18 protein-coding genes and 1 riboswitch are annotated in these 19,532 nt (G+C 73.5%); of the genes, 14 read left to right on the forward strand and 4 right to left on the reverse strand.

From position 1 onward, the window contains the following. The first annotated feature begins 105 nt into the window (after window positions 1–105). Window positions 106–1,170, forward strand: coding sequence for an anthranilate phosphoribosyltransferase (gene trpD, locus ACFC02_RS16495; RefSeq protein ID WP_376357094.1), 1,065 nt, complete (start codon window positions 106–108; stop codon window positions 1,168–1,170). An 83-nt stretch (window positions 1,171–1,253) separates the two neighbouring features. Continuing rightward, window positions 1,254–1,370: riboswitch (SAM riboswitch) on the forward strand. 163 nt (window positions 1,371–1,533) lie between these two features. Next, window positions 1,534–2,895 (forward strand): aminotransferase class V-fold PLP-dependent enzyme, encoded by a 1,362-nt coding sequence (locus ACFC02_RS16500; protein ID WP_376357096.1) that lies wholly within the window; start codon window positions 1,534–1,536, stop codon window positions 2,893–2,895. Between the two features lie 60 nt (window positions 2,896–2,955). On the opposite strand, the gene ACFC02_RS16505 is transcribed toward ACFC02_RS16500, so the two are convergent. Next, window positions 2,956–3,237 carry an Lrp/AsnC family transcriptional regulator gene (locus tag ACFC02_RS16505; RefSeq protein ID WP_018567420.1) on the reverse strand — a complete coding sequence of 94 codons (282 nt, stop codon included), beginning with the start codon at window positions 3,235–3,237 and terminating at the stop codon, window positions 2,956–2,958. Next, complete coding sequence (locus tag ACFC02_RS16510; protein ID WP_376357099.1) at window positions 3,234–3,986, reverse strand: rhomboid family intramembrane serine protease; 753 nt, start codon at window positions 3,984–3,986, stop codon at window positions 3,234–3,236. The genes ACFC02_RS16505 and ACFC02_RS16510 overlap by 4 nt, the downstream gene beginning before the upstream one ends. A gap of 155 nt (window positions 3,987–4,141) precedes the next feature. On the opposite strand from ACFC02_RS16510, the gene ACFC02_RS16515 reads away from it, so the two are divergent. The 6 genes from ACFC02_RS16515 (at window position 4,142) to ACFC02_RS16540 (ending at window position 11,109) form a co-directional block, all read left to right on the forward strand. Next, a complete protein-coding gene (locus ACFC02_RS16515) occupies window positions 4,142–4,381 on the forward strand; it encodes a hypothetical protein (protein ID WP_376357101.1) in 240 nt (79 codons plus the stop codon). A gap of 58 nt (window positions 4,382–4,439) precedes the next feature. Next, window positions 4,440–5,789, forward strand: coding sequence for an NYN domain-containing protein (locus ACFC02_RS16520; protein WP_376357102.1), 1,350 nt, complete (start codon window positions 4,440–4,442; stop codon window positions 5,787–5,789). 335 nt (window positions 5,790–6,124) lie between these two features. Then, window positions 6,125–7,159 (forward strand): NlpC/P60 family protein, encoded by a 1,035-nt coding sequence (locus tag ACFC02_RS16525; RefSeq protein ID WP_376357104.1) that lies wholly within the window; start codon window positions 6,125–6,127, stop codon window positions 7,157–7,159. 368 nt (window positions 7,160–7,527) lie between these two features. Then, window positions 7,528–8,583 (forward strand): NlpC/P60 family protein, encoded by a 1,056-nt coding sequence (locus tag ACFC02_RS16530; RefSeq protein WP_376357106.1) that lies wholly within the window; start codon window positions 7,528–7,530, stop codon window positions 8,581–8,583. 31 nt (window positions 8,584–8,614) lie between these two features. Then, window positions 8,615–9,805, forward strand: a complete 1,191-nt coding sequence (locus tag ACFC02_RS16535) for a hypothetical protein (protein WP_376357108.1) — start codon at window positions 8,615–8,617, stop codon at window positions 9,803–9,805. A gap of 161 nt (window positions 9,806–9,966) precedes the next feature. Further along, entirely contained in the window at window positions 9,967–11,109 is a 1,143-nt protein-coding gene (locus ACFC02_RS16540) for a glycosyltransferase family 4 protein (protein ID WP_376357110.1), read from the forward strand. A 48-nt stretch (window positions 11,110–11,157) separates the two neighbouring features. Here the strand turns inward: ACFC02_RS16540 and ACFC02_RS16545 are convergent, their stop codons facing one another. After that, a complete protein-coding gene (locus ACFC02_RS16545; protein WP_376357112.1) occupies window positions 11,158–12,954 on the reverse strand; it encodes an AMP-dependent synthetase/ligase in 1,797 nt (598 codons plus the stop codon). Between the two features lie 348 nt (window positions 12,955–13,302). Here ACFC02_RS16545 and ACFC02_RS16550 point away from each other — a divergent pair, with 348 nt between their 5' ends. The 6 genes from ACFC02_RS16550 to ACFC02_RS16575 all read left to right on the forward strand — a co-directional run bounded on the left by ACFC02_RS16550 (window position 13,303) and on the right by ACFC02_RS16575 (window position 18,630). Beyond that, window positions 13,303–14,058: a metallophosphoesterase gene (locus ACFC02_RS16550; protein WP_376357164.1), complete on the forward strand. Its 756-nt coding sequence runs from the start codon at window positions 13,303–13,305 to the stop codon at window positions 14,056–14,058. A gap of 202 nt (window positions 14,059–14,260) precedes the next feature. After that, entirely contained in the window at window positions 14,261–14,701 is a 441-nt protein-coding gene (locus tag ACFC02_RS16555; protein ID WP_376357114.1) for an SRPBCC family protein, read from the forward strand. 79 nt (window positions 14,702–14,780) lie between these two features. Continuing rightward, on the forward strand, window positions 14,781–15,950 hold the full coding sequence (locus tag ACFC02_RS16560) for an ArsA family ATPase (RefSeq protein ID WP_376357116.1): 1,170 nt from the start codon (window positions 14,781–14,783) through the stop codon (window positions 15,948–15,950). Window positions 15,951–16,007: 57 nt separating this feature from the next. Further along, window positions 16,008–16,649 (forward strand): DUF5304 family protein, encoded by a 642-nt coding sequence (locus tag ACFC02_RS16565; protein ID WP_376357118.1) that lies wholly within the window; start codon window positions 16,008–16,010, stop codon window positions 16,647–16,649. Window positions 16,650–16,704: 55 nt separating this feature from the next. Beyond that, window positions 16,705–17,658 carry an ROK family glucokinase gene (locus ACFC02_RS16570; RefSeq protein WP_360963087.1) on the forward strand — a complete coding sequence of 318 codons (954 nt, stop codon included), beginning with the start codon at window positions 16,705–16,707 and terminating at the stop codon, window positions 17,656–17,658. A gap of 225 nt (window positions 17,659–17,883) precedes the next feature. Continuing rightward, on the forward strand, window positions 17,884–18,630 hold the full coding sequence (locus ACFC02_RS16575) for an endonuclease/exonuclease/phosphatase family protein (protein WP_376357121.1): 747 nt from the start codon (window positions 17,884–17,886) through the stop codon (window positions 18,628–18,630). A 40-nt stretch (window positions 18,631–18,670) separates the two neighbouring features. Here ACFC02_RS16575 and ACFC02_RS16580 read toward each other — a convergent pair whose 3' ends face one another. Next, window positions 18,671–19,387, reverse strand: coding sequence for a hypothetical protein (locus ACFC02_RS16580; protein ID WP_376357166.1), 717 nt, complete (start codon window positions 19,385–19,387; stop codon window positions 18,671–18,673). Window positions 19,388–19,532 lie beyond the last annotated feature (145 nt).

Genomic DNA, 19,532 nt, shown 5'->3' on the forward strand with positions numbered 1-19,532 from the left:
TCCGAACCCCGGACGGGGCCCTTCGCCCTGCCCGGGGCTGGATAGGGTGGAAGGCGATACGACAGATACGTCCGGGCGTCCCGGACACCGATTCAGGAGCGGCTTATGAGCGCTGTGACCCCCGCTGGAGGCGACACCGCGGCGGGCCGTTCCTGGCCCCGGATGCTGAACGGTCTGCTGGAGGGCCGGAACCTGGCCGCCGACGACACTGCCTGGGCCATGGACCGGATCATGGGCGGCGAGGCGACGGACGCCCAGATCGCGGCCTTCGCGGTCGCCCTGCGCGCCAAGGGTGCGACCGTCGAGGAGATCACCGGACTCGTCCGCACGATGTACGAGCACGCGAACGTGATCCAGGTACCCGGCGCCACCGTCGACATCGTCGGCACCGGCGGCGACGGCGCCAAGACGGTGAACATCTCCACCATGTCCTCGATCGTCGTCGCGGGCACCGGCGCCAAGGTCGTCAAGCACGGCAACCGGGCCGCGTCCTCCGCGTCCGGGGCCTCCGACGTGCTGGAGAAACTCGGCGTCAACCTCGACCTGACCCCGCGACGGGTCGTCGAGGTCGCCGAGGAGGCCGGGATCACCTTCTGCTTCGCGGTGAAGTTCCACCCGGCGCTGCGCCATGTCGGCGCCGCCCGCGGGCAGTTGGGCATCCGTACGGTGTTCAACCTGCTCGGCCCGCTGACCAACCCGGCGAAGGTGAAGGCCCAGGCGGTCGGTGTGGCCGTGGCGCACGAGGCGCCGATCGTGGCGGGTGTCTTCGCCGAACGCGGCAACTCCTCCCTGGTCTTCCGTGGCGACGACGGGCTCGACGAGCTGACCACCACCGCGACCTCGCGGGTGTGGGTCGTCCGGGACGGCGAGGTCACCGAGGAGGCCTTCGACCCGCGCGACGTCGGTCTGGAACTGGTGCCGGTGGAGGCCCTGCGCGGCGCGGACGCCTCCTACAACGCCGAGGTCGCCCGACGCCTGCTGGACGGCGAGAGCGGCCCCGTTCGGGACGCCGTGCTGCTGAACTCGGCGGCGGCCCTGGTCGCCCTGGAACCGGGTTCCGGGACGCTGGCGGAGCGGATCCGGGCCGGGATGGAGCGGGCGGCCGAGTCGATCGACTCCGGGGCGGCACGGCGCACGCTGGAGCGCTGGGTGGCCGCGAGCAACGCCTGAGGCGTGCGGTGCGACGCAGGGCGCAGTCCACGATCCGGACTGCGCCTTGCGCGCACAAGATCGTATGGCAGGATGTTGGACCAGGTCATGAGTGACAGCCATATGGCCCCGGCCGGCTGTCCGGCAACCCTCCGTCCGTGGCGGGGTGCCCCGGGTGAAGACCAGGTCGTAGGCAGCGAGGTCTACGGCAAGCGCGGACCCCTCGCGTCACCAGGGGTCCTGGTCGTACGAGGGAGCCTTCCGTGAGCAAGCGAATGCGTTAGGGCGTCGAGCCCCGCCTCCGCACATCCTTTTTCACCTTCGCCGCGCTGGAGCTGTGTCCGCTCGCGCGGTGATTCCACCTGCTTTCACGGGAGTTCCCCCATGTCTGTCTCCAGCGTTGCCGCCGACCAGTCCGTTTGTGCCCCGCTGCCCGTTCTGGGGCGAGATGTCACCGTGCCGCTGGTGACCGGTGGCGAGGTCAGCTACGCCGCCCTCGACTACGCGGCCAGCGCCCCCGCGCTCCAGCGGGTCTGGGACGACGTGGCGGCGTACGCGCCGTACTACGGCAGCGTCCACCGCGGCGCCGGTTACCTCTCGCAGCTCTCCACCGACCTCTTCGAGAACGCCCGGCGCACGGTTGCCGAGTTCCTCGACTGCCGCGCGGACGACCAGGTGGTGTTCACCCGGTCCACCACCGACTCCCTCAACCTCCTGGCCCGGGTGGTCCCGGCGGACTGCCGGGTGTTCGTCTTCGAGACCGAGCACCACGCCTCGCTGCTGCCGTGGCGGGACGCGCAGGTGACCTACCTCAATGCCCCGCGCACCCCCGAGCAGGCCGTGGCCACCCTGGATCGGGCCCTGGCCGACCGTGAGCCGCACGGCCCCGCCCTGGTCTGCGTCACCGGCGCCTCCAACGTCACCGGTGAGCTGTGGCCCGTACGGGAGCTGGCCGCCGCCGCGCACGCGCACGGCGCCCGGATCGTCCTGGACGCCGCCCAGCTCGCCCCGCACCACCCGGTGTCCGTCGAGGACCTCGACGTCGACTGGGTCGCCTTCTCCGGCCACAAGCTCTACGCCCCCTTCGGCTCCGGCGTGCTGGCCGGGCGCGCGGACTGGCTGCGCGCGGCCGAGCCGTACCTCGCGGGCGGTGGCGCCAGCCGCCGGGTGACGCGGCGCACCGACGGGGGAGTGGACGTGGAGTGGCACGACAGCGCCGCCCGCCACGAGGCCGGCTCGCCGAACGTCATCGGCGCCTACTCCATCGCCGCGGCCTGCAAGGCGCTGACCGAGGCCGGGTTCGACACGCTGGTGGCCCGCGAGCAGTACCTCGTCGGCAAGGTCCGCGAGGGGCTGGCCGCGGTCCCGGAGGTCAAGGTGCTCTCCCTGTTCGGGGACGACGCCCCGCGGGTCGGCGTGATCTCCTTCGTCGTGGAGGGCTGGAACAGTTCGCACTTCGCCGCCGCGCTCTCCGCCGAGTACGGCATCGGCGTCCGCGACGGCCTGTTCTGCGCCCACCCGCTGGTGCGCACCCTGCTCGGCAGCGACCCGCAGACCCAGGGCGAGTGCGGCGCCCCCGAGGCCGCGCCCGGCGAGAAGTCCCTGAACGCCATCCGCGTCAGCTTCGGCGCCGGCACCCCCGACGAGCACGTGGAGCGCTTCGTGACGGCGGTGCGGGAACTGGTGGCCGAGGGTGCGAAGTGGTCGTACCGCACGGAGGACGGCCGCTGCGTCCCGGCCGTGTGAGGCCCGGCGCCCCGGACGCGGTGTCCGCAGGGTGGTGTCCAGGAGGCGGTGTTCAGGCGGTCAGGAGTCAAGACCGATCGCGAACGCCGCCTCCAGGTCGTGCTGCGAGTATGTACGGAAGGCGACGTGCGTGTCCGTGGCCTCCACGCCGGGGATCTTGCTGATCCGGCCCGGGATGATCTCCGCCAGGTCCTCGTGCCGGCCCACCCGCACCATGGCGATCAGGTCGTACGTCCCGGTGACGGAGAAGACCTCGCTCACGCTCTCCAGCGAGGCGATCCGCTCGGCGATCTCGGGGATCCGGTCTACGCTGGTCTTGATGAGGACGATCGCGGTGATCACGGCTGGTTCTCTCCCTCGGAGGCCGGAGCAGGGGTGACCTTCACTCTAGTCGGCCGCCCGAACCTGGCCCACGCGTAGCCGAAGCCGAGCGCGAAGCCGATGACGTGGGCCAGGTAGGCCACGCCGGGCCCGTCGGCCGCCCGTCCCGCCGCCAGCCACTGCAGGGCCGCCCAGAACGGCAGGACGACCCAGGCGGGCAGGCGCAGCGGCAGGAAGAAGAGGAACGGCAGCACGCTGGTGACCCGGGCCCGCGGGAAGAGGTACAGGAAGGCGCCGAGCACCGCCGAGATCGCGCCCGACGCCCCCACCAGGGTCTGGACGGAGTCCGCGTGGGCGCCGGCGTACCCCAGCAGGGCCAGGTAGCCGCAGCCGACGTAGAACAGCGTGAACTCGACGCGGCCCACGCGTTCCTCGGTCATCGCGCCGAAGACGTACAGGAAGAGCATGTTGCCGAGCAGGTGCACCCAGCTGCCGTGCACGAACAGGGCCGTCGCGGGGGTGAGCGCGGCCCGCGCCGAGCCCGTGAAGAGGTCGGCGGGGATCACGCCCCAGTGCCGGAAGTAGGCCTGCTGGGCCCGCACCAGGGCGTCCCCGGTGCCGTAGGCGGGGACGAGGCCCGCCCCAGGGCCGCTCGCGAAGGCCGCGCAGCACAGGACGATCAGGGTGGTCGTCACCGGCGCCGGTGTGGTCCGTGCCGCTCTGAGGGCCCTGACCGCCCGGGCGGCGGCAGCGTTCCTGTAGCTGATCATGTGCACAGAGCATGACGCAACGGGACGCATCAGCACAGATCGCCTCGCCGCCGTGGACAGCCGGGCGCCGAGGGGCCCCCAGGCCGTAGGGTTACGAGCCGGCGCACCGGGAAGCCGGCGCGTCACGGACTCCGGAAGGAAAGTGAGCAGCCCCGATGACGGTTCCCCTGCCGACCGCCACGACGCGGTGGCGCTGCACCCTCTGCGGCAACCTCACCCGTTTCGACGTGACGCGCTCGTCGAAGGTCGTCGAGTACGTCCATCTCGACCTTGCCGGAGAGCCCACGGTCGAGGAGCGCGAGATCGTCAGTGAGACCATCGAGTCGGTGCGCTGCCGCTGGTGCAACGCCGTGGACAAGGTCGAACTCGTGGACAGGCCGGGCACCGGCTCCTGAGCGGAGCGGGCCCGCACAGGTGACCCCGCGGGGGTCCCGTGAGGCATTGGGGTGACGGATGGTGGAGACACAAGGCGGGGAGCCGGGCGACGGCGCCGCCGAGGTGCTCGACCGTCCGCTGCCCGACGGCGTGCGCCGCCGGGTCGTGCAGATCGTGGCCGACGCCTTCGGCCGGCTGACCGTGAGCGAGCTGCCCGCGCAACTGCGCCAGTACGCCCGGTTCGCGCCCAACCGCCGGGCCAAGTTCGCGGGCAACGCGATGGCGGCGGCGCTGGAGACGGACGCGCTGTTCCGGCAGCGGGTCGGGGAGAAGTTCCGGGAGGCGCAGGAGGAGTTGTGCGGCGCTCTCGACGCCGGCTCGCCGCCCCCGGCCGCGGACCCGCTCGACGTGGCCGCCGCGGCCTACGTCCTGCGCCCGGCGGGCTGGGTGAAGCTGGTGACCGCGGCCGGCGAGGAGGCCCTGCGGGCGCACGCCGAACGCGCCGACGAGGAGAACCGCGCCGAGCTGGAGCGGCTGCGCCGGCAGGTGGCCGCCACCCGCGAGCAGACCCGCGCCGAGACCGAACGGCTGCGCGCCGACCTGGACGCGGCCCGCAAGGAGGCCGAGTCGCTGCACCGCAAGCTGCGCGCGGCGCTCAGCGACGTCAAGCGCGGCGAGGCGGCGCTGCGCAAGCTGCGCGGCGAGACCGAGGCGGTGCGCGCCGAGGCGCAGGTGCAGGTGTCGGCCGCCGAGAGCGAGAACCGGCGGCTCAAGGCCCGCCTGGGCGAGGCGGAGGCCGCTCTGGAGGCCACCCGCAAGGCAGCCCGCGAGGGGCGCAGCGTCGAGGACATGCGGGTGCGGCTGCTGCTGGACACCGTGCTCGACGCCGCCCAGGGGCTCCGGCGTGAACTGGCCCTGCCACCGGTGTCCGTACGGCCCGCCGAGACCGTGGACGCGGTGGAGCCGGGCCGCATGACACCGAAGGACATCGCCGCCCGGGCGCTGTCCGAGCACGACCCGGCGATCCTCGACCAGTTGCTTGCGCTGCCGCAGGCGCACCTGGTCGTCGACGGCTACAACGTCACCAAGACCGGCTATCCGCAGATGCCGCTGGAGAAGCAGCGCCTCAGGCTCCTCGGGCAGCTCTCGCAGCTCGCCGCGCAGACCGGCGCGGAGGTCACCTGTGTCTTCGACGGGGCCGAACTGGCCGCGCCGGTGCTGCTCGCGCCGCCGCGCGGAGTGCGGGTGCTCTTCTCCAAGCCGGGTGTCACCGCGGACGAGTTGATCCGTCAGCTGGTGCGCGCCGAGCCGCCGGGCCGGCCGGTCATCGTCGCCTCCACCGACCGTGAGGTGGCCGACGGGGTGGCCCGGGCGGGAGCGCGTCCAGTGGCGTCGGCGGTGCTGCTGAAGCGGCTGTCACGCGGCTGAAGTTCCCTCACCGCGCGGCTGAGGGGCCTGCCCGACTGAAGGGCCTGCCCCACGACTGAAGGGCCTGTCCGCGGCTGACGGGCCTGTCCGCGGTTGAATTCGGGCAAAAGGCAATCTACTCCTCATTCGCAACGTAGAGGTTTGATGCCCGAATTGACGGAACCGTCACGCGACGTAGCGTCAACCGTGCCTCACTCGTCGTGAGTTGCGTGCAAAGAATGCGCACTGTGACGGGATTTCTTGGTGGGAGGATTTGAATTCATCACGATGAGGTCACTAGGGTCTGGCTTCGAACCTCCGAGCGGGTGGTCACTCACAAGAAGGAGCTCGCTTCCGTGGCGTCCCACCGTCGACCCAAACAGCCCAGTCGCGCACGCGTGACGATGCTCACCACCGCAGCCGCCGCTGCCGTCGCGATCAGCGCGCAGGCGGCCAACGCGGCGCCGAGCGAGAAGCCGAGCAAGGACGAGGTCAAGTCCAAGGTCGACACGCTCTACGAGCAGGCGGAGCAGGCCACCGAGAAGTACAACGGCGCCAAGGAGAACCAGGAGAAGCTCCAGAAGGAGATCTCCACCATCCAGGACAACGTCGCCCGCGGCCAGCAGGACCTCAACAAGCTGCGCGACGGCCTCGGTTCGATGGCGGCTGGCCAGTACCGCACCGGCGGTATCGACCCCTCCCTCCAGCTCTTCCTCTCGTCCCACCCGGACGACTACCTGGACAAGGCCGCCACGCTCGACCAGGTCAGCGGCCAGCAGGCCGACGCGCTGAAGAAGATCCAGGACAAGCAGCGCCAGCTCGCCCAGCAGCGTGCCGAGGCCACCGCGAAGCTCAAGGACCTCGCGGCCACCCGCACCGAACTGGGCAGCAAGAAGAAGGAAGTCCAGGGCAAGCTCGCCGAGGCGCAGAAGCTGCTCAACACGCTCACGGCCAAGGAAAAGCAGCAGCTCGCCGCCGCCGAGCAGACCCGCGCCACCCGCGGCACCGAGCGGGTGGACATGGGCAAGATCACCCCGGGCAGCGGCCACGCGGGCGCCGCCTTCTCCGCGGCGCAGAGCAAGATAGGCACCCCGTACGTCTACGGCGCCACCGGCCCGTCCTCCTTCGACTGCTCGGGCCTGACCTCCTGGGCGTACGCGCAGGCCGGCGTCTCCATCCCGCGCACCTCCGAGGCGCAGGCCAACGCCGGCCAGCGGATCTACTCGCAGAGCCAGCTCCAGGTGGGCGACCTGGTCCTGTTCTACGGCGACCTGCACCACGTCGGGCTCTACGCGGGCAAGGGCATGGTCCTGCACGCCCCGCACACCGGCGCCAACGTGCGCTACGAGTCGATCGGCAACATGCCCTTCCAGTTCGGCGTCCGCATCTGATCCGGACCCACCCGCACGCGCACCGGGCTTCCCTGCCCGGCGGCCGGGCCTCCCGGCCCTGTCGGCCCGTGGGTCGGACCTCCTGGCCCCCGGACCGGATCTCCCGGCCCGTGGACCAGCCTCCCCGGCACGCTGTCACACCGCCCGAACGGGCGAATCGCATCAACGCATGCTGACCCCGCGCCCCGCCCCTGACCTGTGTCGGAGGCGGGGCGCCGCGTCGTGCGCCCGCCGAGGTCTTTGGCCGGTGCGTGTCCGCGCGGCTACTGTCTGCCGCGTTTCCCCCTGCCGCCGTGGCGCACCCCGCCCCGGTACCCGGCATGCGGGGAGGCAGTCCTTGCTGACCAGTGGAGGGAGTTCGGCTTCCCGTGGGGTCCCATCGCCGCCTTGCACCGTCCGGGTTCGACCGGGGCGCCGGTGCCGCCCGTGCCGCCGTCACCGCGCTGTCCGCCGCGGCAGCCGTCCTCGGCGCCCTTCCGGCCACCTCGGCCGTCGCCGCGCCGCACGGCGGCACGCGGGCCGAGGTGGACCGGCTCTACCACGAGGCGGAGAAGGCGACCCAGGACTTCGACCGGGCCGACGAACGCGCCGATGTGCTGCGCCGTCAGGTGCGCGACGCGCAGGACCGCATCGCCCGGCGGCAGCAGCGCGTCAACGCACTGCGGGAGTCGATCGGCTCGGTGGCCGGGGCCCAGTACCGCTCCGGCGGCCTCGACCCGTCCCTGGCGCTGCTGTTCTCCCGCGACCCCGCCGAGTACCTCGACAAGGCGACCACGCTCGACCGGCTCGGCGCCCACCAGGCCGGCGAACTCCATGAACTGCGCCAGGCCCTGCGCGAACTCGCCCAGGAACGCGCCGAGGCCACCGGTGCCCTCGCCGCACTGGAGAAGAGCCGCGCCGCCGTCGCCGCCCACAAGCACACCGTCGAGCGGAAACTGGCGCAGGCCCGGCGGCTGCTCAACTCCCTGACCCGCTCCGAGCGCGACGCCTACGACCGGGCGTCCCGCTCCGGCGGCGACGGCGTCCTGCCCGGCCGCGACGACCTGCTGTCCGGCCCCGGCGGCGGACCGGCCGCCTCCGGGCGCGCGGCGGCCGCCCTCGCCGCCGCCCGCTCCGCCCTCGGACGCCCCTACGTCTGGGGCGCGAGCGGCCCCTCGGGGTTCGACTGCTCCGGCCTGATGCAGTGGTCGTACGCACAGGCCGGGGTGCATCTGCCGCGCACCTCGCAGGAACAGCGCTACGCCGGCCGGCAGGTCCCGCTCTCCCAGGCCCGCCCCGGCGACCTCGTGGTCTACCGCTCCGACGCCAGCCACGTGGCGATGTACGTGGGCGGCGGCCGGGTGATCCACGCCCCCTACCCGGGCGCCCCCGTGCGCTACGACCCCGTGCACATGCTGCCGGTCTCGTCGGTCACCAGGGTCTGACGCCGCCCCCGGGCAGCCGTACGATCGGGAAATGGCTGGTCGATGGCGGGTGCAGGGAACGTCGGTGGCGGCGGCGTCCCTGCTGCTCGCGTCCCTGACGGCATGCGGCGGGCACTCCGCGACCGACACCGCCCGCGACCAGGTGCAACGGCTGCTCGACACCCGGGCCGCCGCGGTGCTCCACCACGACCCGGCGGCGTACGCCACCACCGGCACCCGGGCCCCGTACGCCGAACTCGGCGCCGTGCCGTTCACCGCCTGGTCCTACCGCGTGACCGCCCTGCGCCGCAGCGGCGACCGCGCCACCGCCGACGCCGACCTGAGCTACCGGGTGACCGGCTACGACACGGCCCCCGTCACCGTCGCGCGCACCCTGACCCTGTCCACCACCGCCGACGGGAAGTGGTACGTCGACTCCGACCGGCCCGCGCACAGCTCGGTCCAGCAGTTGTGGGACCAGGGGACCGTGTCGGTGGTCCGGGGCCGCAGCAGCATCGTCCTCGGCGTCGGGCAGAGCGCGGGTACGCTGCGCGGCTACGCCGGTCTGGCCGACCACGCGGTGCCCGCCGTGTCGGACGCCTGGGGCACGGACTGGAGCCGCCGGGTCGTCGTCCTCGTCCCCGGCTCGCTGGACGGCATGGCGGCGCTGCTCGGCTCGCCCGCCGACGACTACCGGGGCATCGCTGCCGTCACCACCGGCGAGGCGGGCGGCGGCGGTCGGGCACCGGCCGACCGCGTGGTCATCAACCCCGATGCGTACAGCCTGCTCGGCCCGCTCGGCAGACAGGTCGTGCTCACCCACGAGACCACCCACGTCGCCACCCGCACCCACACCGACGCCGCCACCCCGCTGTGGCTGTCCGAGGGCTACGCCGACTGGGTCGGCTACCGGCGCTCGGGGCGCACCCCGGAGCAGGCGGCGCCGGAACTCCAGCACGCCGTGGCCGCCGGACACGTGCCCGCCGCGCTGCCGACCGACAAGGACTTCGGCTTCGCCGAGGACGCCACCCGGCTCGCCCAGGCCTACGAGGGCGGCTGGCTCGCCTGCCGGATGATCGCCGCCCACTGGGGCGAGGACCGGCTGGACGCCTTCTACCGGGCCGTCGGCGCCCACGAGCGACGGCCCGGCGCGGTCGAGGAAGCGCTCCGCACGGTGCTGGGCACGACCCTGGAGGGCTTCACCGCGCGGTGGCGGGAGTACGTGCGGGCGCAGCTGGGCTGAGCGGGCGGCGGTGCGTCAGGGGGAAGCGGGCCAGGGGCCGTGCACGTACCGCCGCGCGAGGCCCGTGCCCTGGGGACGGGCAAGGAGACGGGACAACGGGGCAAGGGGACGGGACAACGGGTCGGGAGACAGGACAGCGGGATTGGATAAGGTCTGCGGCGATGCACAAGACCCTCGTCGTGACCAACGACTTCCCGCCCCGCCCCGGCGGCATCCAGGCGTTCCTGCACAACATGGCGCTGCGTCTGGAGCCCGAGCGGCTCGTCGTCTACGCCTCCACCTGGAAGCGGAGCGCGGAGGGCGTCCGGGCTACGGCCGCCTTCGACGCGGAGCAGCCCTTCACCGTCGTACGCGACCGTACGACGATGCTGCTGCCCACCCCGGACGCCACCCGGCGCGCGGCCGGACTGCTGCGCGAGCACGGCTGCACGTCCGTCTGGTTCGGCGCGGCGGCCCCGCTCGGACTGATGGCGCCCGCGCTGCGCAGGGCCGGCGCCGAGCGGCTGGTGGCCACCACCCACGGCCACGAGGCCGGGTGGGCCCAGCTGCCCGCGGCACGGCAACTGCTGCGCCGCGTGGGGGAGTCCACGGACACGATCACCTACCTCGGTGAGTACACCCGCTCCCGGATCGCCGCCGCGCTGACCCCCGGCGCCGCCTCGCGGATGGTGCGGCTCCCGCCGGGCGTGGACGAGAAGACCTTCCACCCGGGATCGGGCGGGCACGAGCTACGGGCCCGGCTCGGCCTCGCCGACCGGCCGGTGGTCGTGTGCGTCTCCCGGCTGGTGCGGCGCAAGGGCCAGGACACCCTGATCCGGGCGATGCCCGCGATCCTGGCCGCCGAGCCGGACGCGGTGCTGCTGATCGTCGGCGGCGGGCCGTACGAGAAGGACCTGCGCAGGCTGGCGCGGGAGACCGGGGTGGCCGCGTCCGTCCGGTTCACCGGCCCGGTGCCCTGGAGCGAACTGCCCGCCCACTACGGCGCCGGTGACGTCTTCGCCATGCCCTGCCGCACCCGACGCGGCGGCCTCGACGTCGAGGGCCTCGGCATCGTCTACCTGGAGGCCTCCGCCACCGGCCTCCCCGTCGTCGCCGGTGACTCCGGCGGCGCGCCCGACGCCGTACTCGACGGCGAGACCGGCTGGGTGGTGCGCGGCAACGCCCCCGAGGAGACCGCCGACCGCATCACCGCCCTCCTGGGCGACCCGGAACTACGCCGGCGCATGGGAGAGCGGGGCCGCCGCTGGATCGAGGAGAAGTGGCGCTGGGACCTGCTGGCGGAACGGCTCGAGGAGCTGCTCTGAGGCCTGTCCGGCGGGTGGGTGAAGCCGTGGAGCCCGCCCCCTGGCGAACTACTTCGCGTAGATCGCCTCGATCTCGTCCGCGTAGTCCTTCGCCACCACGTTCCGCTTCAGCTTCAGGGACGGGGTGAGGTGTCCCGATTCCTCGGTGAACTGGTCGGACAGGACACGGAACTTGCGTACGGACTCCGCCTTCGACACCGCGGCGTTGCCGTCGTCGACCGCGCTCTGGATCGCCGCGAGCAGATCCGCATCCTCGCGCAGCGCCGCCGCCGTGGACCCCGCGGGCTTGCCGTGCTCGGCGCACCAGCGGCCCAGGAACTCCTCGTCGAGCGTGACCAGCGCGCCCACGAACGGCCGTCCGTCACCCACCACCATGCACTCCGCGACCAGCGCGTGCGCGCGGATGCGGTCCTCGATCACGGCCGGCGCGACGTTCTTGCCGCCCGCGGTGACGATGATCTCCTTCTTGCGGCCGGTGATGCGCAGGTAGCCGTCCTCGTCGAGGGTGCCGATGTCCCCGGTGTGGAACCAGCCGTCGGCCAGCGCCTCGGCGGTGGCGGCCGGGTTGTTCCAGTACTCCTTGAACAGGTGCTCGCCGTGCAGCAGCACCTCCCCGTCGTCCGCGATCCGGATGACCGAGCCGGGCAGCGGCTGCCCGACCGTGCCGATCTTCGGCCGGTCCCACGGGTTGAACGCGGTGGCCGCGCAGGACTCGGTCAGCCCGTAGCCCTCCAGGACCGTGAACCCGATGCCGCGGAAGAAGTGGCCGAGGCGCTCGCCGAGCGGGGCGCCCCCGGAGATGGCGTACTCGCCGCGCCCGCCGAGGACCGCGCGCAGCTTGCTGTAGACCAGCTTGTCGAACACCTTGTGCCTGAGCTTGAGGCCGAACGACGGTCCGGCCGCGCTGTCCAGCGCCCTGCTGTAGGCGATCGCCGTGTCCGCCGCCCGGTCGAAGATCTTCCCCTTGCCGTCCGCCTGCGCCTTGGCGCGCGCCGAGTTGTAGACCTTCTCGAACACCCGCGGGACGCCCAGTATCAGCGTCGGGCGGAACGCGGCCAGCTCGTCGGTGAGGTTCTTGATGTCCGGGACACAGCCCAGCCGGATCGGCGCCATCATCGGCGCGATCTGCACCAGCCGGCCGAAGACGTGCGCGAGGGGGAGGAACAGCAGCACCGAGCACTCGCCGGTGCGGAACAGCGGACGCAGCCGTTCCACCACGTTGCCGCACTCGGCGAAGAAGCTGCGGTGGGAGAGCACGCACCCCTTGGGACGGCCCGTGGTGCCGCTGGTGTAGACGATGGTCGCCGGGTCGTCGGCCTTGGCCAGCGAACCGCGCTCCTCCACCGTGGCGTCGCTGATCCCCTGGCCCGCCAGGCCCAGCTCCGCGACCGCGCCCGCCTCGATCTGCCAGACGTTCTTCAGCGCGGGCAGGCTCTCGCGCACCGACTCCACGGCGGCGGCGTGGGTGTCCGTCTCCACCAGGCAGGCCGTCGCGCCCGAGTCGCCGAGGATCCACCGCACCTGCTCCGGCGAGCTGGTCTCGTACACCGGCACCGTGACGGCGCCCGCGCTCCAGATCGCGAAGTCCAGCAGCGTCCATTCGTAGCGTGTGCGCGACATCAGGCCCACCCGGTCGCCCGGCTGGACACCGGAGGCGATGAGGCCCTTGGCGGCGGTGTGCACCTCGGTGAGGAAGTCCCGCGCGGTGACGTCCTGCCAGACGCCTCCCGCCTTGCGGGCGATCACGGCGACCTCGGGATGCTGCGCGGCGTTTCTGCGGACGATGTCGGTCAGATTCCCGTCCGTGGGGACCTCGTACAAAGCCGGAAGGCTGAACTCGCGCAAGACTGCTGCTCCTCATAGGGCGCCGGCGCCACGACGTTGTGTGATGCGACGGTGCGGTCCAAGGCTCGGTCGGGTGCCCAGGGGCTTCGCCAAGGAGCCGTTTCGGGCCCGGTGGTTGAAATCCAGAGCACGACTGGACTGCCCGGAGGTTACCCGTCGGTATGGCTTTTTCGACAGGGGGTCCCCGTGAGATGTTCGCTGCGTCACACGATGGGTGTTTCCTCGCGCACAGTAGTCGACCCGCTGAACGACTGGCCAGTAACCGCAGGTCCGGCCGCCACTGTTCACCGCATACCCTTTGTCTCCATGGCACCCACACCAGTCCGTCGCAGCGGTACACGTGTCCATGTGGTCAGCGACGTGCACGGCAACGCCCGTGACCTGGCCCGAGCCGGCGAGGGTGCCGACGCCCTGATCTGCCTCGGCGACCTCATCCTCTTCCTCGACTACGCCGACCACTCGCGCGGCATCTTCCCCGACCTGTTCGGCGTGGAGAACGCCGACCGCATCGTCGAGCTGCGCACCGCCCGCCGCTTCACCGAGGCCCGCGAACTCGGCGCCCGGCTGTGGGCGGGCCTGGACGGCGAACGCACCCAGGTCGTCGAAGAGGCCGTGCGCAAGCAGTACGCCGAACTCTTCGCCGCCTTCCCCACCCCGACGTACGCGACCTACGGCAACGTCGACATGCCGCCGCTGTGGCCCGAGTACGCCCGCGAAGGCACCACCGTCCTCGACGGCGAACGCGTCGAGATCGGCGGCCGCGTCTTCGGCTTCGTCGGCGGCGGCCTGCGCACCCCCATGAGGACGCCGTTCGAGATCAGCGACGAGGAGTACGCCGCGAAGATAGAGGCGGTCGGCGAGGTCGACGTGCTGTGCACCCACATCCCGCCCGACGTGCCCGAACTCGTCTACGACACCGTCGCCCGCCGCTTCGAGCGCGGCAGCCGCGCCCTGCTCGACGCCATCCGCCGCACCCGCCCCCGCTACGCCCTGTTCGGCCACGTCCACCAGCCGCTGGTCCGGCGCATGCGCGTCGGCGCCACCGAGTGCGTGAACGTGGGCCACTTCGCGCGCACCGGCACCCCCTGGGCCCTCCAGTGGTGACAGCGGCCCCCCGGCGCGCGGCGGCCTCCTGAGGGCGTAGCCGACCCTCCCGCGGCGGGGGCGGCCCAGCCCCCGGATGCGGCTTCGCGCCATGTCCGCAGGTGGGGGTGGCGTCCGCCGTTCGGCTGCGCGGTAGCCTTCACGCTGCACACGCGTGCGCACGACGACCGACTTCCGGCCCGCATCTGGAGGAGCCACGGCGATGGCGGAACACACCAGCTCGAGCATCACGATCGAGGCGGCCCCCGCCGACGTCATGGGGGTGATCGCCGACTTCGCCCGCTACCCCGACTGGACCGGCGAGGTCAAGGAGGCCGAGGTCCTCAGGACCGACGACCGCGGCCGCGCCGAGCAGGTCCGCCTCGTCATGGACGCGGGCGCCATCAAGGACGACCAGACCCTCGCCTACACCTGGACCGGTGACGACGAGGTCTCCTGGACCCTGGTCAAGTCCCAGATGCTCCGCTCACTCGACGGTACCTACCTGCTCAGGCCGGCCGGCGCGGGCGCCACCGAGGTGACCTACCGCCTCACCGTCGACGTCAAGATCCCCATGCTCGGCATGATCAAGCGCAAGGCCGAGAAGGTCATCATCGACCGCGCCCTGGCGGGACTGAAGAAGCGGGTGGAGTCGGGCGAGTAGGCGGCGGCCGGCGCCGGGCGAGCAGGAGGCCCGGCCGCGGGCGCCCGTGCGACGGAGCGCGAAGGTAGCGTTCACCCCCATGCGCACCCTGCTGATCACCGGCCCGGGCGGTTCCGGTCGCACCACCGTGGCCGCCGCCACCGCGATCGCCGCCGCCCGCGAGGGCACCCGCACCCTCGTCCTCAGCGCCGACCGCACCGACACCCTCGGCGCGGCCCTGGGGGTGCCCACCGGCGCGCGGCCCGGGCCGGCCGCACCGGACCTGACCGCCTGGCGCCCCGACGCCGCGGCCGGCTTCCGCGCCGACCTCGCCGCCTTCCAGGACCGCGCGGCAAGCGTCCTCGACCTCCTCGGGGCCTCCCGCCTCGACGCCGAGGAGGTCACCCCGCTGCCCGGCGCCGAGGAACTCGCCCTGCTGCGCGCGCTGCGCGACGCCGCCCTCTCCGAGCGCTTCGAGCTGCTGGTCGTCGACCTGCCGCCCGCCCCGCAGGCCCTCGCCCTGCTCGCCCTGCCCGCCGAACTCCGCCGGTACCTGCGCCGCCTCCTGCCGGCCGAACGGCAGGCCGCCCGCGCCCTGCGCCCGGTCCTGGGCCGCCTCGCCGGCGTCCCCATGCCCGCCGACTGGCTCTACGAGACGGCGGGCCGCTGGGACGTCGAGCTGGCCGCGGTCGAGGCCGTCGTCGCCGACCCGGGCACCGCCGTCCGCCTGGTGGCCGAGCCCGGCCCGGCCGGCACCGACGCCGTCCGCGCCACCGCCCTCGGCCTGGCCGTGCGCGCCCTGCCCGTCGAGTCCCTGGTCGCCTCCCGCGTGCTGCCCGACACCCCGGCGGACTCCTGGCTGACCGGCCTGGCCGCCCAGCAGCGCAAGGCACTGGAGGAGTGGCAGCAGACGTACACCGTCCACCCGGCCGCCCACCTGGGCCGGGACCCGCGCGGCCCCGACGACGTCACCGCCCTCGCCGTCCCCGCGGCCGGCCCCGCCCCCGCCGTCGTCGAGTGGCCCGTCGAGGACCGGCTGGCCGAGGACGGCGTCCTGGTGTGGCACATCCCGCTGCCCGGAGCCCTGCGCGACGAACTGGACCTCGTGCGGCGCGGCGACGAACTCGTGCTCACCGCGGGCGTCTTCCGCCGCATCGTGGCACTGCCCTCGGCGCTGCGCCGGTGCGCCGTGGACGGCGCCGCCCTGCGCGAGGGAGCACTGCGCATCCGGTTCGCGCCGGACCCGGCGCTCTGGCCGCGCGACAGGTGAACCAGGGACCCCCGGTCGGGTAACGTCGGAAGGACGAACCGTAGTCAGGAGCCCGCCATGAGCGAAGAGCGCCCACCGTCCGACGACGCCGCGCGGGACGACGCCGCTCAGGAGCAGACCGCCGGCCGTGGCAGCGCCCCCGGTGCGGACGGGACCCGGCAGCAGGGGGAGCGGCGGACGGCCGGCGAGGGGCAGGGGCGGGCCGCCGACGCCGACGCGTGGGCCACGGCCTGTGCCGAGGACCTGGAGGCGGAGAAGGCCCGGCGCCGCACGCAGTACGGGCCGCCGCCCGGTTCGGCCGCCGAGGAGCTGCGCAAACTCGTCGACACCGTCGCCGACAGACTGTCCTCGCTGCGCTCGCCGCTGCTCGGCGCGGTCGCCGGACCCACCGCCCAGCAGGTGGTGCGGCAGGTCGTGCAGCAGGCCAAGGCGGCCGTGGAACCGGTGCTGGAGCGCAACCCGGACGTCTTCGACCACCTCGCGGCGGCCGGCGGCGAACTGCTCGCCGCCTACCGCTCCGCCGTCGAGGCCCAGGAACGCCACTGGACGTCCCGTACGGGCGGCGCCGAGGACGGCTGGAGCGGCGCCGGCCCGAAGGACGGCCCGCGGGACCGCCCGCACGGCGCCCCGAAGAACACCGACGACCGACGGGACCGGGGCGAGGGCACCGGCGGCGGGGAACGCATCGACTTGGACTGACCCCATGCTCGGGTACGGTTGGCCGTAGCGGGGCTCGACCGGAACTGAGGGATTCATGGGACTCACCATCGGCGTCGACATCGGCGGCACGAAGATCGCGGCCGGCGTGGTCGACGAGGAAGGCAACATCCTCTCGACCTTCAAGGTGCCGACCCCCACCACGCCCGAGGCCATCGTGGACGCCATCGCCTCGGCGGTGGAGGGCGCACGCGCGGGGCACGACATCGTCGGTGTGGGCATCGGCGCCGCCGGATACGTCAACCGGCAGCGCTCCACCGTCTACTTCGCGCCCAACATCGACTGGCGCCAGGAGCCGCTCAAGGAGAAGGTCGAGGCGCGCGTCGGCCTCCCGGTCGTCGTGGAGAACGACGCGAACGCCGCGGCCTGGGGCGAGTACAGGTTCGGCGCCGGCAAGGGCCACCGCAACGTCATCTGCATCACGCTCGGCACCGGCCTCGGCGGCGGCATCATCATCGGCAACAAGCTGCGCCGCGGCCACTTCGGCGTGGCCGCCGAGTTCGGGCACATCCGGATGGTCCCGGACGGCCTGCTGTGCGGCTGCGGTTCGCAGGGCTGCTGGGAGCAGTACGCCTCCGGGCGCGCCCTCGTGCGGTACGCCAAGCAGCGTGCCAACGCCACCCCGGAGCGCGCCGAGGTGCTGCTCGCCCTCGGCGACGGGACCCCGGACGGCATCGAGGGCAAGCACATCTCCATGGCCGCCCGCCAGGGCTGCCCGGTCGCCGTCGACTCCTACCGCGAGCTGGCCCGCTGGGCCGGCGCGGGCCTGGCCGACCTGGCGTCCCTGTTCGACCCGTCCGCCTTCATCGTCGGCGGCGGCCTCTCCGACGAGGGCGACCTGGTCCTCGACCCGATCCGCAAGTCGTACAAGCGATGGCTGGTCGGCGGCAACTGGCGTCCGGTCGCCGACGTGATCGCCGCCCAGCTCGGCAACAAGGCCGGTCTGGTGGGCGCGGCCGACCTGGCCCGGGAGCCCGACCCGGTCATGTGAGGCACCTGCCGCCGTGAGCGCCCACCGTCCCCTCCGCCCGGGCCGGTGGGCGCCGTCGTACGGAAGGCGTTGGGAAGCGTCGTACGGAACGGTGTGGGGAAGCGTCGTACGGAACCGGCGTACGGGCCGGTCGGGGCCGCCGCACACGGGGCGTACCCGGGGTGCGCGGGGCATCAGCCCGACCGCCGTGCGGAAGCGGTCCCGTCCCCGCGTATGTTGATCGTCATGCAGCTGCCCAACTCCCGCACTGAACCCGACGGTTCCGCCGTCGTCCGCGTCCTGAGCCTGAACATCCGGTCGATGCGGGACGACACCGCCGCCCTCGCCCGGGTCATCAGCGCCTGCGCGCCCGATCTCGTCCTCCTCCAGGAGGCGCCCCGCTTCTTCCGCTGGCGCAAGAAGCTGGCGCGGCTGGCGGCGGCCTCGGACCTGGTGGTCCTCACCGGCGGCGGGACGGCGGCGGGACCGGCGGTGCTCTGTTCCCTCCGGGCCACCGTCGAGCGCACCGAGGACGTCCTGCTGCCGCTCACACCGGGCCTGCACCGGCGCGGCTTCGCCACGGCGGTGGTCCGCTTCGGGGGCGCCAGGCTCGGCGTGCTCGGCTGCCACCTCTCGCTCGACCAGGACGAGCGGTACGCGCAGAGCGGCCTGCTCCTGGACCGGCTGGCCGGGATGGGCGTGCCGCACGCGGTCGCGGGCGGCGACCTGAACGAGGGGCCGGAGGGCCCCGCCTTCCGCAGGCTGGCCGGCACGCTCCAGGACGGCTGGGCCACGGCGCCGTGGGGCGGGGAGCGCACCTGGCCGTCGCGCGACCCGCACCGGCGCATCGACGCGGTCTTCGCGACGCACGGCGTCGAGATCTTCGGCTGCGGGGTGCCGCAGGGGCTCGCCGGAGTGACGGACGCGGACCTCAGGGCGGGCACGGACCACCTCCCGGTCCTGGCGGCCCTGCGGGTCCCGGCAGGCGCGTGACCCCTGCCGTCCACCCCGGCCCGGGACGGACCGGGGTGGGCTACACCACGGCGCCGCGGCCCGGGTCGTCGTCGTCCTCGTCGCCCGGGTTCATGCGGGCCACCAGCGTCGCGACGCCGCCGACGAAGCCGCCGATGCCGAGGGTCGTCAGCCACCAGGTCATGTCCCAGCCCAGCAGGACGGCCAGCAGGAGCAGGACGGGGCCCCCGATCACCCCCAGCCACGCGAACTTCGCGGTCGCGTCCGCGTCCGGCAGCGGCGGCGGCTCCGGCGGGACGAAGTGGCCCTCGTCGTCCGAGCCGAAGTCGTCGTCGGACGGCTCGTCGGGCGCGTAGTCGCGCGGGCCCGTGCCCGGCGAGGCGACGCCCGGCGCGAAGGAGACCGAGCCACCCAGCGGCGTCCTGGCCGGGTTCGGCTCCCCGCCCCCGGCACCGTCCGTGCCGTCGGCGTTCGGCGGTTCCGGCAGCAGCAGGTCCTCGATGGGCTTGAACGGCTTGGCCCCCGGCGGGTCCGGCGGCTCCTGGCCGTACCCGGCGACGATCGCGGCCCACGCCGCCTCCTCGTCGAGCGCGAACCCCTCACCGCCGTGACCACTGTGACCACCGGGGCCTGAGGGTCCGGTGGAACCTGAGGGGCCAGTGGCAGCGGAGGCCCCGGAGGATTCGGCGGCACCGGTGGGAGCGCCGGGGCCGACCGGATCGACGGACCCGGCGGTACCGGCCGCGTCGGCGGCCGTGACCGGCTCGACGGGCGGCACGGGCTGCACCGGTTCCCCGGGCTGCACGGGCGGCGCCGGGTCCGCATGCCGATCGGACTGCGCGGGCTCCACCGGCCGCGCGGTCTCGGCCGGCTGCCCGGACTGCGCGGGTCGCCCGGGCTCGCCCGGGTCACGGCCCTCGCGG

The sequence above is a fragment of the Streptomyces sp. NPDC056160 genome, from assembly GCF_042268205.1.
GTDB lineage: Bacteria > Actinomycetota > Actinomycetes > Streptomycetales > Streptomycetaceae > Streptomyces.